Source organism: Stenotrophomonas sp. 71799_Sma (genome assembly GCF_056482505.1).
On the sequence record NZ_CM151202.1, the window covers coordinates 1,366,510 to 1,382,321 of the forward strand.

General features: G+C 66.6%; 16 protein-coding genes. 4 read left to right on the forward strand and 12 right to left on the reverse strand.

Annotated elements, in window-relative coordinates:
* Nucleotides 1-5 precede the first annotated feature (5 nt).
* Nucleotides 6-398, reverse strand: coding sequence for a barstar family protein (locus tag ACZK4Z_RS06335; RefSeq protein ID WP_049462356.1), 393 nt, complete (start codon nucleotides 396-398; stop codon nucleotides 6-8).
* 280 nt (nucleotides 399-678) lie between these two features.
* Here ACZK4Z_RS06335 and ACZK4Z_RS06340 point away from each other — a divergent pair, with 280 nt between their 5' ends.
* Both ACZK4Z_RS06340 and ACZK4Z_RS06345 read left to right on the forward strand, forming a co-directional pair.
* A complete protein-coding gene (locus ACZK4Z_RS06340) occupies nucleotides 679-2,901 on the forward strand; it encodes a methyl-accepting chemotaxis protein (RefSeq protein WP_032127542.1) in 2,223 nt (740 codons plus the stop codon).
* 166 nt (nucleotides 2,902-3,067) lie between these two features.
* Nucleotides 3,068-3,436, forward strand: coding sequence for a glycine zipper 2TM domain-containing protein (locus ACZK4Z_RS06345; protein ID WP_032127541.1), 369 nt, complete (start codon nucleotides 3,068-3,070; stop codon nucleotides 3,434-3,436).
* A 120-nt stretch (nucleotides 3,437-3,556) separates the two neighbouring features.
* On the opposite strand, the gene ACZK4Z_RS06350 is transcribed toward ACZK4Z_RS06345, so the two are convergent.
* The 5 genes from ACZK4Z_RS06350 to ACZK4Z_RS06370 form a co-directional block, all read right to left on the reverse strand.
* Nucleotides 3,557-4,684 carry an ABC transporter permease gene (locus ACZK4Z_RS06350; RefSeq protein ID WP_180837957.1) on the reverse strand — a complete coding sequence of 376 codons (1,128 nt, stop codon included), beginning with the start codon at nucleotides 4,682-4,684 and terminating at the stop codon, nucleotides 3,557-3,559.
* Nucleotides 4,681-5,868, reverse strand: coding sequence for an ABC transporter permease (locus ACZK4Z_RS06355; RefSeq protein WP_180837958.1), 1,188 nt, complete (start codon nucleotides 5,866-5,868; stop codon nucleotides 4,681-4,683). Before ACZK4Z_RS06355 ends, ACZK4Z_RS06350 begins: the two co-directional genes overlap by 4 nt.
* Entirely contained in the window at nucleotides 5,853-6,866 is a 1,014-nt protein-coding gene (locus ACZK4Z_RS06360; protein WP_125894507.1) for an HlyD family secretion protein, read from the reverse strand. The genes ACZK4Z_RS06355 and ACZK4Z_RS06360 overlap by 16 nt, the downstream gene beginning before the upstream one ends.
* On the reverse strand, nucleotides 6,859-8,265 hold the full coding sequence (locus tag ACZK4Z_RS06365; protein ID WP_125894505.1) for a TolC family protein: 1,407 nt from the start codon (nucleotides 8,263-8,265) through the stop codon (nucleotides 6,859-6,861). Before ACZK4Z_RS06365 ends, ACZK4Z_RS06360 begins: the two co-directional genes overlap by 8 nt.
* Nucleotides 8,266-8,343: 78 nt before the next feature.
* A complete protein-coding gene (locus ACZK4Z_RS06370; protein ID WP_125894504.1) occupies nucleotides 8,344-9,237 on the reverse strand; it encodes a LysR family transcriptional regulator ArgP in 894 nt (297 codons plus the stop codon).
* A 106-nt stretch (nucleotides 9,238-9,343) separates the two neighbouring features.
* Here ACZK4Z_RS06370 and ACZK4Z_RS06375 point away from each other — a divergent pair, with 106 nt between their 5' ends.
* Both ACZK4Z_RS06375 and ACZK4Z_RS06380 read left to right on the forward strand, forming a co-directional pair.
* A complete protein-coding gene (locus tag ACZK4Z_RS06375; RefSeq protein ID WP_125894503.1) occupies nucleotides 9,344-9,964 on the forward strand; it encodes a LysE/ArgO family amino acid transporter in 621 nt (206 codons plus the stop codon).
* Between the two features lie 175 nt (nucleotides 9,965-10,139).
* Nucleotides 10,140-10,808, forward strand: a complete 669-nt coding sequence (locus ACZK4Z_RS06380) for a hypothetical protein (RefSeq protein ID WP_032127534.1) — start codon at nucleotides 10,140-10,142, stop codon at nucleotides 10,806-10,808.
* Here the strand turns inward: ACZK4Z_RS06380 and map are convergent.
* The 6 genes from map to ACZK4Z_RS06410 form a co-directional block, all read right to left on the reverse strand.
* Nucleotides 10,805-11,587, reverse strand: a complete 783-nt coding sequence (map, locus tag ACZK4Z_RS06385) for a type I methionyl aminopeptidase (protein ID WP_185749962.1) — start codon at nucleotides 11,585-11,587, stop codon at nucleotides 10,805-10,807. The two genes, ACZK4Z_RS06380 and map, sit on opposite strands and share 4 nt — an antisense overlap.
* A 10-nt stretch (nucleotides 11,588-11,597) precedes the next feature.
* Nucleotides 11,598-11,810: a ParD-like family protein gene (locus ACZK4Z_RS06390; RefSeq protein WP_005412680.1), complete on the reverse strand. Its 213-nt coding sequence runs from the start codon at nucleotides 11,808-11,810 to the stop codon at nucleotides 11,598-11,600.
* Nucleotides 11,811-11,878: 68 nt separating this feature from the next.
* Nucleotides 11,879-12,238 (reverse strand): bleomycin resistance protein, encoded by a 360-nt coding sequence (locus ACZK4Z_RS06395; protein ID WP_478451240.1) that lies wholly within the window; start codon nucleotides 12,236-12,238, stop codon nucleotides 11,879-11,881.
* 174 nt (nucleotides 12,239-12,412) lie between these two features.
* Nucleotides 12,413-13,297, reverse strand: coding sequence for an arginase family protein (locus ACZK4Z_RS06400; protein ID WP_125894497.1), 885 nt, complete (start codon nucleotides 13,295-13,297; stop codon nucleotides 12,413-12,415).
* 3 nt (nucleotides 13,298-13,300) lie between these two features.
* Nucleotides 13,301-14,365, reverse strand: coding sequence for a GNAT family N-acetyltransferase (locus tag ACZK4Z_RS06405; protein ID WP_125894495.1), 1,065 nt, complete (start codon nucleotides 14,363-14,365; stop codon nucleotides 13,301-13,303).
* A gap of 29 nt (nucleotides 14,366-14,394) precedes the next feature.
* Complete coding sequence (locus ACZK4Z_RS06410) at nucleotides 14,395-15,795, reverse strand: aspartate aminotransferase family protein (RefSeq protein ID WP_032127529.1); 1,401 nt, start codon at nucleotides 15,793-15,795, stop codon at nucleotides 14,395-14,397.
* Between the last annotated feature and the right edge of the window lie 17 nt (nucleotides 15,796-15,812).

Here is a 15,812-nt window from a genome sequence, read left to right on the forward strand (position 1 = left end):
AGTGCTCAGCCTGGCACCAGGGTGATCTGCGGATGGCTGCCGAAGATCTCCATGACGATCTCGAAGTAGGTCTGTCCCTGGCCAAGTGACAGTGCCGTCAACTGAGCGTGGATGGCTGGACCGTTGAACCTGCCGCCCTGATCGAGTTTCGACTGCAGCCAGGCGCGTGTGGTCTCGCGGCCCAGTGCCTCGCGGCTGTGGGCGATGTCGCGCCACACCACCGTGGCGGTGGCATGACCGGCGAGCGCGCCGTAGCCCCCGTGCAGCAGGTCATCAAGCGCGTCCAGGCTTGCGCCCAGCTGCCAGTCTTCGTCGGCCATGAACACACGATTGATTTCCACGTAGAGGCTGGCGATGTCGTTGATGGACGCGCCTTCGATGTGCAGGATCCGTGTCATCTGCAGACTGTAGCCCTCCGGGGCGACGGTTGTGTCCGGCGCAGATAATCCGGGCCGCGCTGGATGGGGGGGCGTTATTATGGTGTTAATCCTGCGTGATTTTCATCGGACGCTGGCGTGTCAGCGCTATTCGATAAGGATATGGCGCCATTATCGGTCGCCGCATTTTCTGACTGCCTGCACAGTTCCATATATTTGGATCGGTCCATATATAAAGTCCCGTAAAGTTTCCCTCCGCTGCGCCGCCATCGAACGTACGGCCACGATCAAGGGAATTGAGATGCTTGCCTTACGTAATCTCCGTGTGGGATCCCGGCTTGGCGCCGGCTTCGGTCTGCTGCTGCTGTTCATCATGGCCATCGTCGGCCTGGTGCTGTATGGGAATCAGCTGAAATCCGCCCAGTTCGAGAAAGTGGTGGACGTCAACATGGTGAAGATGCGCCTGTTGAATGACATGCTTGATACCAACAACGCGGTGCTGATGCATCGTCGCCTGATGGTGATCAAGCGGGGTGACGAGTTCGACAAGGATTACCAGCGTGCCCAGGAGTTGTCGCGGACCTATGACGGTATCTGGGCCAAGTACATCAAGATTCCGCGTGACGCTACCGGCGATACCCTGGTCGCGCGCATCGAGGCGGCCCGCAAGGCCACCGATGCATCAACCCAGCAATTGCATGAGCGCATGAAGGCGGGGGATTTCGATGGTGCAGCGAAGGAGCTGCTGGCCGAGCACGGATTGGCAACGGCCTGGAATGAATCCATTTCGGCCCTGCTGCGCCACCAGGAAGCACTGACCGAACGCAGCCGCGAAGAGTACCGCGCAACCGAATCGTGGACCGGCACGCTGTCGATCGCGTTCGGGGCACTGAGCCTGTTGCTGGGGACGTTGGCGGCCTGGGCGATCACCCGCAGCCTGACCCGCCCGCTGGAAGGAGCGGTGAAGCTGGCCGACGGCATCGCCAGTGGCCGCCTGGACAGCAGCATCGACGCCACCGGCAACGATGAGGTGACCCAGCTGCTGAAGTCGATGCAGCGCATGCAGGCACAGCTGCAGTCGGTGATGGCGGCACAGGGGGAGCTGGCCCGCCAGCACGATGCCGGCAGCCTCAGCTACCGCATGGACGAGAGCGCGTTCCCCGGTGACTACGGGCGCATGGTGCATGAGACCAATGCGCTGGTTGGATCGCACGTGCAGGTACAGAACCGGCTGATCGAGGTGATGAAACACTACGCACGCGGCGATCTGTCGGTGGACATGGACCCGCTGCCCGGCGAGAAGGCGGCGATCACCCAGGCGATGGACGAAACCAAGTCCAGCCTGTCGGCGATCAACAGCGAGATCCGCCGGTTGGCGACAGCGGCTGCGGCAGGCGACTTCAGCCTGCGCGGCGACGAAGATCGCTTCGCCTATGATTTCCGCGACATGGTGGCTGGGCTCAATCGCCTGATGCAGACCACCGACGAGAACCTGGTGCAGGTCTCGACCCTGCTGCAGGCCATCTCGCGCGGCGACCTGACCGTGCGCATGCAGGGTGATTTCCATGGCGTGTTCGCGCGCATGCGTGATGACTGCAATGCCACCGTCGACCAGCTCAAGCAGATCGTCGGCCGCATCCAGTCCAGCGCCTCCAGCATCAATCTGGCCGCAGGTGAAATCGCTTCGGGCAACACCGACCTGTCGCGGCGTACCGAACAGCAGGCGGCAAACCTGGAAGAAACGGCAGCATCGATGGAGGAACTGACCTCCACCGTGAAGCAGAATGCCGAGCATGCACGGCAGGCCAACCAATTGGCCATCGGCGCGCATGGTGTTGCCTCCCAGGGCGGTGAAGTGGTGGGCCAGGTGGTCACCACGATGTCGGCCATCGAGGCATCGTCGAAGAAAATCGCCGAGATCATCAGCGTCATCGACGGCATCGCCTTCCAGACCAATATCCTCGCGCTGAACGCGGCGGTCGAAGCTGCGCGTGCCGGCGAGCAGGGCAGGGGCTTTGCAGTGGTGGCCAGCGAAGTGCGTACGCTGGCGCAGCGCTCGGCGGGGGCGGCCAAGGAGATCAAGGGGCTGATCGAGGATTCGGTCGGCAAGGTCGCCGACGGCTCGGCGCTGGTCCGCCAGGCGGGCACCACGATGGGCGAGATCGTGGCCTCGGTGCAGCGCGTGACCGACATCATGGCCGATATCTCTGCTGCCTCCCAGGAGCAGAGCTCGGGCATCGAACAGGTCAACCAGGCGGTGGTGCAGATGGATGAGACCACGCAGCAGAATGCGGCGCTTGTAGAAGAGGCCAGTGCGGCGGCACGCTCGATGGAGGAGCAGGCCAACCTGCTGGCCGAGGCGGTTTCGGTGTTCCGCACGGGGGCGGTGACCGCTGCCGCCGCGGTGCGCCCGGCGCTGGCAGCCGTGGCGGCATCGGTTGCGCCGGTGCGCCGGCCCGCGGTGCTGTCGCCGCGGATCGAGCCGACGCTGGCCGCCAATGCGGGTGGTTGGGAAGAGTTCTAGAAGAGAGCAAGGCCGGCAGGGAGACGGCGCCCATCGCGACGGCTGGTCGCGATGGGCGCGGATTTTCTTCCTGAACGTGCGATGGCCGATGAAGTGGCGGACACGCGCATTTCACTTCCGGTTGCCAACCGCGGGAGGACACTGGCGCCATACCGGAACTCAGGAGATGGCCATGAAGACCTCGACCCGATTGCTTGTGCTGGGCACCCTGCTGGCAGCTTCGTCGGTGGCCGGCGCGCAGACCTATGGCCCGCGCGATGAGGGACGCAAGTTCAACGACGGCAGCCGCGTGGTCTGCAAGAACGTGGAAGTGCAGCGCAACTCGCGCGATCCGAACCGCATCACGGGTACCGCTACCGGCGCGGTGATCGGCGGCCTGCTCGGCAACCAGGTAGGTGGCGGCAACGGCAAGAAGCTGGCCACCGTGGCAGGCGCCGTTGCAGGTGGTGCGGCCGGTCGCCAGATCCAGGGCAACAGCCAGCAGAAGAACGGCGACCGCGTGGTGGAACGTCGCTGCGAACGCGTCTACCGCTGATTGACCGACCTGGTTGGCCCTTCCACGATGCAGTATCCGAACGCCGGCCTCGCGCCGGCGTTCTTCGTTGCAGGAAAAGGGGACGGAGGGGATTAAGTCGTAATTCCCCAAACCGGCCGCTTACGACTTAATCCCCTCCGTCCCCTTTTTTGCGAGGAGGCGCCAGCTGGCGAGGCTGCCGTAGAGCAGCAGCAGGGCGGTGAGGGTGATCAGTTCGTGGCTGACTTCGGTCAGGCGGGCGTCCATCTGGTTCAGGCGCACCATCAGGTTGATGCCCGAGGTGGTCGGCAGAAGCTGCGCAAGCCAGACCAGCGGTTGTGGCGTCATCACCGCCGGCCACGACAGGTTGGCCAGGAAGAACAGCGGGATCGAGGTGGCGATGATGTACTGGAAGGCGCGTTCGCGGGTTCGGAAGAAGCTGCCGACGAACAGGCCGAAGGCCACGGTGGCGGCGATGAACAAGGTGCCGCCGAGCAGCTGGCCCAATGGGTTGCCGCCGCGCGGATAGTCCTGCACCCAGGCGGTGAAGCCGGCGTAGTAGAACAGGCCGAACAGGCCGATCAGGCCGAAGCCCAGTGCCATGCCGGCCAGCGTCGGCAGGTCGAAGCGCAGGCGCCGGCCGAGCGCGAGACGACGGCCGCCGAGCAGGACGCCGATGCCCATCAGCAGCGTCTGGTGCACGATCAGCTCGGCCACGCCGGGCACGATGGCGCTGCCGTAGCCTTCCTGGGTGTTGTACAGCGGGCGCTGCACCAGGGTCACCGGTGGTGCCTGCGGCGCGCCCATGAAGGCGGCCTGGCCGACCACCGCCTCACGTCCGAACGCACCCAGTGCATCGGCCACGCTGCCCAGCACCCAGCTGGCGCGGCCCAGGTAGGCGCCGTTGCCGAGCAGCACCAGCTTGGCCGGGTGGCCGCGCAGGATGTCGCGCTCCAGGTTGGCCGGGATCAGCACGATGCCTTCGGCATGACCGGCTTCCAGCTGCTGGCGCGCGCTGTTGATGTCCGCAGGCTGCCCGACCACGCGTGCGACCCGCAACGCGTCGAGCTTCCGCAGCAGCTCGCGGCTGGTCGCGCTGTGGTCTTCGTCCACCACCAGTACCGGCAGGTTGCCGGCCACCTGGTGGCGATACGCGGCCGGGTAGAAGAACGAGTACAGGATCACCGCGCCGACCATCACCACGATCGCATAGCGGTCGCACAGCACCGCCATCAGGGTCTGCCGCAGACTGCGCCACAGTGCGCTCATGCGTCGGCTCCTGCCGGTTGTGCGGCTTCGGGCGTGCGCGCGAAGGCAATCAGGCGCAGGCCACCGATGCCGCCAGCCACCACTGACATCAGCAGCAACGTGGCCAGCGGCCATACCGAAACCTGCAGCGGCGAACCGATGAACTGTTGCTGGGTCTGCAGCTTGATGTAGGCGCTCAATGGCAGCAGCTGGTGCCAGATGCGGGTGAACAACGGGCCGTCCAGCACCGGGAAGGTGGCGCTGGAGAACGCCAGCGCGGTGCCGATACTGAGGCCGACCGCAGACAGTGCGGTGCCCATGTCGCGGGTGACGCCGACGAAGAACAGCGCGTAGGCGGCGGTAGCCAGATAGAACAAGGGTTGTGCGAGCAGCAGCATGAGCACGCTGCCCGCCACGCCATCGCCGCGCAGCCAGGCCAGGTAACCGATGCCGAGCGCGCCATACAGCGAGAACAGCAGGACGTACGGCGCGATCTTGCCGGCAATCGCCGGCCACGGTGTGCGGCCGAGCCAGGCGGGCAGGCTGCCGTCGCGAATCTCGCGGCCGAGGCTGCCGGCCACCGCAAGTGCCAGCACCAGCGACAACACCGCCGGGAAGATCAGCGGCAGCAGGAACAGCTCGTAGCTGCGCGCCGGGTTGTACAGGATGTCCGACTGCACCGCGATCGGTGCCGCACGCAGCTTGCCCGGGCCGACCTGCAGGCCGATGCGCTCGCGCAGCAGGCGTGCGTTCCAGGCCGAGACCGCGTCGCCGATATCGCGCGCCGCGGACTGGCCGGTGGTCATGTAGGTGGCGTTGTAATAGGCGAACACCGTGCCCTGGCGCCCACGCAACGCCTGCCGGGTGACATCGCGCGGCACCAGTACGATGGCGAACACATCCAGCCGACGCAGCTGCGAACGTGCATCTTGCATGTCCGCAGGCTGGCTGGCGATGCGCACGCCGGGGCTGGCATCGAGCATGCGCAGCAGCAGGCGGCTGTCGCTGCTGTGGTCGAGGTCGACCACGGCGATCGGGATGTCGCGCATCACCGAGGGCGTGAACATCCACGCCATCACGGCCAGCATCAGCAGCGGCAGCAGGGTGACCAGCAGCAGGTCGGCGCGGTTGCCGCGCAGCGACCGCAGCTCGCGCCGCCAGCTGGCGGCGAAGCTGCTGCTGTCGGGGCTCAGTGCTGGGGCCATGCGAACAGCACGCTCATGCCGGGGCGGAAGCCCTCGATGCGGCGTACCGGGCGCACCCGCACCTCGAAGCTGCGGACGTCGTAGCCGGACGACTGGCGGGTGGTCCGCCAGGTCGCATAGTCACCGGCCGGATTGATGAAATAGACCTCGAACTCGCCGTCCTGGCCAAGCGCCGGCACGCTGCCCTGCAGCTTGCTGCCGACCTTCAGGCCCTGCATCTGCGATTCGCGCAGGTTCATCGCCACCCACATGCGGTCGATGTCGACCAGGGTGAACACCGGGTAGCCGGCCGGCACCAGTTCACCCGGGTCGGCCATGCGCTTGTTGATCTCGCCGGCCACCGGCGCGCGCCCTTCCACTTCGACACGCGCGGCGTTGACTTCGGCCACCGCGCCCTGTGCCTGCTGCACCTGGCCCTGCGCGGCACGCTTGTCCTGCTCGCGTGCGCCGGCCAAGGCCATGTCGTACTGCGCGCGGGCGGCACGCGCCAGTTCGCGCGAACTGGTGGCCTGGGCATGCGCTTCATCGCGCTTCTGCCGGGTCATCACCCCTTCGTTGAACAGGTTCTGCACGCGCTGGTAGGTGGCTTCAGCCAGCGTCGCACCGGCTTCAGCCCGCTTCCAGTTCGCTTCAGCGGCGCGGATGTCTTCGCTGCGCGCACCTTCGTCGGCCTTGTCGGCCACCGCCTGTGCGGCGGCCAATGCGCCGTGCGCCTGCTGTTCCTTGGCGGCCACTTCGGGGCTGTCGAGCAGGAACAGCACCTGCCCGGGCTGCACGCGGTCGCCCTCGCGCACCTTCAGTTCGGCCACGCGCGCGGTGATCTTGGCGGCCACGTTGATGGTATCGGCGTCGGCCATCCCCTGGATCTGGTCGGCCGGGCTGCGCCAGGCCAGCCACAGGCCGAGCACCACCACGACCAGCAGCACCACTATCAGGATCGGGCCCAACCGGCGCTTGCCCGGGGGCGTCGTCGCATCGTCGTGCAGCACATCACTCATGGTCGATCACCTCGTCCGCACGCCGCCGGAACTCTTCGAAACGGTCCATCTGTCCACTGACCTCCAGCAACTGTGCCAGCGCAATATCGTATTGGTAGGCGGCCTGTGCGCGCTCGACACGGGCGCCGCCGAGGCCGAGCCGCGCGTCGATCACATCCAGCGAGGTGGCCTGGCCTTCGCGGAACGCCAGCTCCTGCAGGCGCAGGTTTTCCTGTGCCTGGGCAATGCTGCTGTCGAGCAGCACGTACTGCTGGCGCGCGGTTTCCAGCTCGTTCCAGGCCTTGCGCACGCCCAGTGCGACCTGGTTCTCGGCCTCGCGCAGGCCCGCTTCAGCCTGGTCCTGCTGCGCACGCGCGGCGCTGATCTGCGCCGGCCGCGAGTTCGGCGACAGGAAGGTGTACTTCAGGCCGATGCCGAACGCCCAGTCCGGATCGGTCAGCATCTCATCGCGGCGGCGGAAGTCGTACTGGCCGAAGGCGAAGATCTGCGGCTTCAGCTTGGCCTGCTGCACGCGCACGCCCTGTTCGGCCTGCGCCACCATCGCCCGCAGGCGTGCGATCTGCGGCTGGCGCGCCTGCGCAGTGCGCTCGAAGCTGGCGACCGGTTCCAATGGCACGCGCTGCACGAACAGCGGCGACACCGGCTGTACCTCGCCACCACTGCGCAGCAGCGTGGCCAGCGCCGCCTTCAGCGTGGCCAGGTCGTTCACCGTTTTCTGGTATTCGCGCTCGGCCTTGTCGCGGGCCACGGTGGCCTGCAGGCGCTGGGCGCGGGTGGCGAAGCCCTCGCGTTCCAGCTTCTCCGCGTCGGACAGGTGGCGGTTGAGGCCATCGCGTACGTCGCGGCGCACATCCACTGCCTGCTCGGCCAGGCGCTGGCCGAAATAGGCCTGGGCCAGCTGCACGGTCAGCGATTGGCGTTGTGCTTCGCGTTCGGCACTGGCCTGTTCGTGGGCGGCGCTGGCCGCGCGTTGCGCGGCCGGAATCACGCCGCCGGTGTACAACGGCAGCACCGCGGTAACCACGGGCCGGGTACGCCAGTCGCGTTCGGTGAATGACAGCGGTGAGTCGATGCCATAGGCCTCGGCCACCGGTGCCAGCGAACCCAGTGGCAGGGTGAGGGTCTTCTGGAACTGCAGGCGGCGCACTTCGCCGGTGATCTCCGGCAGGCGCAGCAGGCGGGTGGCGTCCTGCAGGTCCTGCTTGTTGCGTACCGCTGCATCGGCGGCGGCCAGTGCATCGGAGACCTGCTCCAGGCGCTGCCGTGCCTGCTCCCAGTCCAATGCGGGTGCATCGGTGAGGGTCTGCGCCTGCGCAGCCAGTGGCAGGCAGGTCGTCAGCGCCAGCGCCAGCGCGGCCTTCGCGCAGTGCATCCTTGTACGTCGGCCGATCACGCTCATGCCGTCCCAATGGTGAAGAAGTGCGCAAACGGTAGTGCGCGCGGCGTGAAGCCCGGGTCTGCGGTCATTGGATTGTCCTCAACGAAGGGTGCCGCTGGCTGCAGTGCGCAGCGCCTGGGTGATGTGCTGCAGCGTGCTTGAACGCACGGCAGCATGCTGCCAGTACAGCGGCACGTCGAGCCAGCGGCGGGGTTCCAGTACCACCACGCGGCCGGCGCGCACGGCGGGCGCGACCAGGGTTTCCGGGGCCATGCCCCAGCCGAGTCCGCACGCAGCGGCTTCGACGAAACCGGTGGAGGAGGGCAGGTAGTGTAGCGGCGGCTGCAGTCGCGCGCGGGTCAGCCGCCGCACGAAGCGCCACTGCAGTTCATCCTTGCGGTTGAACACCAGCATCGGTGCGCTCGCCAGGGCCGTGGCCTGCATGCCGTCGCGGAAGTACTGGCGGGCGAAGCCGGGCGAGGCGACAGCGTGGTAGCGCATGGCGCCGAGCGGATGCACGTTGCAGCCCTTCACCGGTTGGCTTTCGGCAGTGACCGCGCCGAGCACGCTGCCATCGCGCAGCAGCTGCAGGGTATGGTCCTGGTCATCCATGCGCAGGTCGAACAGGTAGCCATGGCGCTGGTGCAGGTCGGCGATGGCCGGTACGAACCAGGTATCGAGCGAGTCATCGTTGACCGCCAACGGGATCGGCGTGCGCGCGGCATCGCTGCCGCGTTCGGGCAGCAGTTCGGCCAATGCCTCGGCCTCCAGCGCCTGCATCGGCCGGACCCGGCGCAGCAGCGCTTCGCCTGCGGCGGTGGGCCGGCACGGTGCCTGACGTACCACCAGTACCTGGCCGAGCCTGTCCTCCAGCGCCTTGATCCGTTGCGACAGGGCCGACGGGCTGATCGACAGGCGGCGTGCCGCGGCGTCGAAGCTGCCTTCTTCCAGCACCGCAGCAAACGCGGCCAGTTGCGGATGTACCAGATCCATGCCGGTGCCTCTTCAGTTTTCCTGCACAGGATAAAGAAAAATCAGATTGTCTAAACAGGGTCAGCGGCCGCACCCTGCGCGTCCTCTCGCTGCCTGGCCTGTCCTGATGTGGATCGCCGCTACCGCCGCCGGCCTGTTCGCAGGTGCCGGCCTGATCATCGCCATCGGTGCGCAGAACGCCTTCGTGCTGCGCCAGGGCCTGCAGCAGCGCCATGTGGGCAGGGTGGTGCTGGCCTGTGCCGGCGCGGACATCGTGCTGATCCTGGCCGGCGTCGGCGGCATGGGCGCGCTGGTGCTGCAGTGGCCGCTGCTGCTGCAGGTGCTGCGCTTCGGTGGTGCGGGCTTCCTGCTCTGGTATGGCCTGCAGGCGGGGCTGCGCGCATGGCGCGGTGGCAGTGCGCTGGCCGCCGCCGAGGCGCAGGGCGGCAGCGGACGGCAGGTACTGCTGACCTGCCTGGCCTTCACCCTGCTCAACCCGCACGTCTATCTGGATACCGTGGTGCTGCTGGGCAGCCTGTCCACGCGCTACCCGGGCGATCTGCGCTGGGCCTTCGCCGCCGGTGCCTGCATTGCCAGTGTGGCCTGGTTCTGCACGTTGGGCTATGGCGCGCGCCTGTTGCAGCCGGTGTTCCACAGGCCGGTTGCCTGGCGTGTGCTGGATGCAGGCGTGGCGATCTTCATGTTCTGCCTTGCGACGTTGTTGCTGTTGCGTCCTTTATCGCCATGAGTGCGTGACGTACGCCGGTGTTGCGTGTGTGTTCCACCGGTACGGTTCACGTGGCCGGATACAGCGCGGATAATGCGCGCCTGGTCGCGACCCCGCCGCGCATGCCGTCGTTCGGCAGCCCCCCGGTCGCCTGTGTTCTCGTTGTACGACCGCCACGGCGCGGCATCGGTGTTGCATGAAAGACAATCTACAGCTGCTCCTGTCCCACCTGGGGCGCACCTTCCTGTTCGGCCTGATGATGGCGCTTCCGCCTGCGTTGGCCTGGCTCGACATCCATTGGCTGGGCAATGCAGTCGGCGAGTGGTCGCTGGTCGAACTGACCCAGGAAGGCTTCCTGGTCGCCAGCGTGGCTGCCTTCGTCCGGCTTGCATTGCGACGTGCCGATGATCGGGCCTTTGCCGTTCTGGCGGCCGCGCTGTTCGCCTGCATGCTCCTGCGTGAAATGGATGAGGCGCTGGACCTGATCGCACACGGCTTCTGGAAGTACCCGGTGGCCGTGCTGATCATCGGTTCACTGGCCTGGGCCAGCCGCGACTGGCGCCGGGCCATGCCGGCGCTGGTGCGTTTTCTCGTATCCCGGCCGGGTACCGTGATGACGATCGGCCTGGTTCTGCTGCTGTTCTATTCGCGTCTGATCGGCATGACGTCGTTGTGGACCGGACTGCTGGGTGACCAGTACATCCGCGTGTTCAAGAACACCATCGAGGAGACCACCGAACTCCTTGGTTACACCTTCATTCTCGCAGCCAGCGTCGGCTATGTGGCACAGCGGGTACGCGAACCGCTGACGGCACGGAAGCGCGCCGTGCACGAGGGTGCCGGGATGCAGCAACGGCCACTCTAGGCGGCATCCACCGAGCACAACGGCGTCTCTCCGGGGCGCAGGGTCAGTACCCGCACGCCGGTGCGGGTGACCGCCACCGTATGCTCGAACTGCGCCGACAGCTTGCCGTCGCGGGTGTACACCGGCCATTCGTCCGGCTGCTGGCGGATGGCCGGCTTGCCCTGGTTGAGCATCGGTTCGATGGTGAACACCATGCCTTCTTCCAGCACCATGCCGGTGTTGGGATGGCCGTAGTGCAGGATCTGCGGTTCCTCGTGCATCTCCTGGCCGATGCCGTGGCCGCAGTATTCCTTCACCACGCTGTAGCCGTGGCTGCGCGCGTGGCGGGCGATGGCGTGGCCGATGTCGCCCAGCCGCGCACCAGGACGCACGGCGGCAATGCCTTTCCACATCGCCTGGTAGGTGGTCTGCACCAGCCTGCGCGCGGCATAGTCGACCTCACCGACCAGATAGGTGGTGCTGGAGTCGGCGATGTAGCCCTTCTTCTCCAGGGTGATGTCGAGGTTGACGATCTGGCCGTTGCGCAGCACGTCGGTGGTGCTGGGTACGCCGTGGCAGACAACGTTGTCGATCGAGGTGTTGAGCACGTACGGGAAGCCGTACTGGCCCTTGCTGGCCGGCCTCGCCTGCAGCTCATCAACGATCATGCGTTCGACGAAATCGTTGATCTCCATGGTGCTTCGGCCCTGCAGCGGCAGCTGGTCGAGTGCGGCGAACACCTCCGCCAGCAGGCGGCCGGATTCGGCCATCAGCGCGATCTCGTCGGGGCGCTTGATGATGCCCATCGGCTCAGACCTGTCCCGGCGGCAGCAGCGGCGGCTGCACACCGGCCGCGCGCAGCTCGCTGGCGACGATGTCCTGGAAGCTCAGCGTGGGGTTCAGCTCGCACAGCATGCCGACCCGGATCCAGAAGTTGGCCTGGGCGTTGATCGAGCGGCTGGAGACGGTACAGGCACGGCGCAGCTGGTCGTGCAGGGTGTCATCGATGTTGACGATGCCCATGGGCGGTCCTGAAGGAGGGGGTATACGAAGCGTATATGTTTCGTATATCCGGCTCAAGGCCGCCCGGTTCAGCTCGCGTCGGTGGCGAAGCGCAGGCGGTTGCCGTCGGGGTCACGCAGCAGCATCTCGCGGCTGCCCCATTCGGTGTCATGCGGCGGCTGTTCGATGGGGACGCCTGCGGCGCTGAAGGCGCGGTGCAGGGCGTCGACGTCCTCGACGATGAAGTACACCGCGCCGCCGACCTCGCAGTCGCCGCTGTGTTCGGTGAGGAAGATCGTCTGGCCATCGCGGGTGAGCTGGGCGAACAGCGGGAAGCCGGGTTCGAAGCGCTGTTCCCAGTCGACCACGAAGCCCAGCCCCTGCACGTAGAACGGCAGGGTGGTGTCGGCGTGGCGCATGCGCAGCTGCGGGATGACGGTCTGGGCCATGGTGGCGGCTCCTGGGGCGGGAACCCAGTGTAGTGCCGAGCCATGCTCGGCCATCGCCCCCTGTAGAGTCGAGCCATGCTCGACTGCTGTTTGCCGTCCGCTGAGTCGAGCATGGCTCGACTCTACAGAAAGCGATAGCGATAGCCGAGCATGGGCCCGGCACTACCGAGGCGCTCAACAGGCGGTCGGCACCGCGGCCATCGCCGCCAGCAGTTCGCGGTTCACCTGCTGGTGCCGCGCCTGCCACAGCGGTAGATCCCCGGCGCTGACGTCAGGCTGGCCATCCAGCGACGACAACCAGCGCTTGAAGCGGCTCTGGTAGTTGGCCAGCGACACTTCGCCGGTGATGTCACTGCCGACCAGGCCGCCGGCACGCAGTGCTTCAATCACCACCAGCGCGTGTTCCAGCTGGAAGCGGCCCTGGTCCCAGTTGCTGCGGGCGACGTCCTCGGCAAACACATCCTTGTCGATCGACAGGTAGGTCGGCTGCGGCGACTTGGCCTGCTCGGCGGCGAACGCGGCCACCAGCGCTTCGGGATGCTCGAAACGGCGGAAGGCGTGGCCCATGCCGAGACGATGCCCCCAGCCCACGTCCACATCCATGCACCAGTAGGTCAGGCGACTGCCGATCAGCGGGCGCCAGTGGTTCTCCCAGGCATGGCCGAGGCCGATGTCGCTGGAGGTGATGCCGAGCACGTGGATGTGCGAGATCTGCGGCAGCTTGCTGGCGGCGTTCACCCACGAACCGCAGTGCATGCCGAACGGGAAGCGCATGTTGTCCGGATGGTTGTCCAGCACCACCAGCTGGAACGGCGCCTGCGTGCGCATGCGCTGCAGCAGCGGCAGGCTGAGGTGGTGGAAGTCGCCACTGCCGAGCATCACCGTGCCGAGCTGGGCCGGCAGCGGTGCCAGCACTTCAGCGGCGAAACGGTCGAGGGTGGCATTGCTGCAGGCGAAGCGCAGTGGACCGTGCCATTGCGGCAGGGCCAGCGTCTGCGCCTGGGGCAGCGGCAGCACGCCACCGTCCAGGTCCAGGATCAGCGGGGAACGCAATGGCATCGCTCAGCCGCCTCCGTCCGGTTCGCCCTGCAGGTACGGGGCCAGCCTGCGCAGGGCTGCACGCAGCAGCGGGGAACGGGCGTGGATCGCATGCCGGGTGGAGGTGAAGCTGGCACCCAGTTCGGCCTTGATCCGCGAATCGGTCCAGCCGGCCACGTAGTGGCTCAGGCTGTGCTGCAGCGCGTATTCGAGGTTGTGCATCCAGCTCACCGCGTACAGGTTGTGCTCGCGGGACTGCGGATAGGCCAGGCCGATGTACTTGTCCACCAGCTTGCCCGCATGCACGTAACACAGGTTCCAGCCGATCAGCTGGCCCTGGTGGCGGTACAGGAACATCCGTCCCTGGCCCTGGCTGTCGGCCAGAAGATGCTGGAAGTAGGGCAGGTCGAGCTGGTCGAAATGCACCGCGCTCTGCGCGTACACGCCCAGGTACAAGGCATACAGTTCGGCCTGGAGCTGCGGGTCGGCCAGGGCCGGATCGCCGGTGGCGATGCAGTCGATCTGCAGGTCGTCGCGCGAGCGCAGCTTGCGCCGGATGTTCTTGCGGCGCGAAGACGACAGGCGGCCGAGATAGCCATCGATCGAATCGAAATCGATGGCCACCCAGGCCAGCGGCATGCCTTCCAGTTCGACGAAGCCGCGTGCCAGCAGCGCCTGCAGGAAGGCACCGCTGTGTGCGTTGGCGGCGTCGTCCAGCAGCGGCGAATCGATCGCCAGGTCCTTGACCACCAGCAGCCGGGTATCGCCGATCGCGTGACGCGTCACGTCCTCGGCCAGCGCCTCAGGCGCGACGTGCGCTGGCAGCGGGGTGTACTCGGTGCTGGTGGCACCGACGAAGCGGGTTTGCCAGGTGATCCATGGCCGCCACAGGCGCGACAGCGGCAGGCCAAGCAGCTTGCCGCGCAGTGCGTCGTCCATGGTGGTGGTCAGGTCCAGCGGCGCACGGAAGGTCGGCAGGCCGCTGGGCAGGCGGCTTGCCTCGAATCCGAGCGGCGGGTGGGCCAGGAAGCCCTCCAGCAGCGCGGCCGGTTCCAGCGCAGTGCTGGACGCAAGTGACGTCATCTCCATCGGCACGGGAACCGGCAGCGCATCCGACCTCAGCCCTTGGCCTTGGTCAGCGCCTGGTCGAGCAGGGTGATCGCCAGGTCGATCTCTTCGTAGCTGATGTCCAGCGACGGCGCGAAGGTGATCACGTTCTTGTACCAGCCACCCACGTCGAGCACGAGGCCCATGCGCTTGCCGTCGTGCAGCAGGTCACCGGCCAGGCCGATGTCGACCATGCGGTCCAGCAGTTCCTTGTTCGGGGTGTAGCCGTCGGTCTGGCAGATTTCCGCACGCAGGGCCAGGCCCAGGCCGTCGACATCGCCGATTTCCGGGTGGCGCTTCTGCAGGCCACGCAGGCCGTCGAGGAAGTACGCGCCCTTTTCCGGCACGGTGCGCTCGTAATCCATTTCCTTGCCCAGCTTCAGCACTTCCAGGCCCAGGCGGGTGCCCAGCGGGTTGGAGTTGAAAGTGGAGTGGGTGGAGCCCGGCGGGAACACGGTCGGGTTGATCAGCTCTTCGCGCGCCCACAGGCCCGACAGCGGGTTCAGGCCGTTGGTCAGCGCCTTGCCGAACACCAGCACGTCCGGGGTCACGCCGAAGTGCTCGATGGCCCACAGCTTGCCGGTGCGCCAGAAGCCCATCTGGATTTCATCGACGACCATCAGGATGCCGTACTTGTCCAGCACGCGCTTGAGGCCGGTGAAGAAGTTGCGCGGCGGGATGACGTAGCCGCCGGTGCCCTGGATCGGCTCGACATAGAACGCGGCGTACTCCGCCTGGCCGACCTTGGGATCCCACACGCCGTTGTATTCGCTTTCGAACAGGCGCTCGAACTGCCACACGCAGTGGTCGGAATACTCTTCCGGGGTCATGCCCTTCGGGCGACGGAACGGGTACGGGAACGGGATGAACATCGCGCGCTCGCCGAAGTGGCCGTAGCGGCGGCGGTAGCGGTAGCTGGAGGTGATCGACGACGCACCCAGGGTACGGCCGTGGTAACCACCTTCGAAGGCGAACATCAGGCTCTTGCCGCCGCGTGCGTTGCGCACGATCTTCAGCGAGTCTTCGATGGCCTGCGCGCCGCCGACGTTGAAATGCACGCGGCCGTCGAGGCCGAACTTCTCGTGCATGTCCACGGCAATGGTCTTGGCCAGCTGCACGCGGGTCGGGTGCAGGTACTGGCTGGCGACCTGCGGCAGGGTGTCGATCTGGTCCTTCAGCGCGTCGTTCAGGCGCTTGTTGCTGTAGCCGAAGTTGCAGGCCGAGTACCACATCTGCAGGTCGAGGTAGGGCACGCCCGCACCGTCGAACATGTAGCTGCCTTCGCCGCGCTGGAAGATCTTCGGCGGGTCGACGTAGTGGACGGTATCGCCGAAGGAGCTGTAACGGGCTTCGTCGGCCAGCAGCTGCGCGTCGGAGGCAGCGGCGTCGGCGTTCTTGTCAAAAATGTTCATGCAGTTCGGTTCCGTGA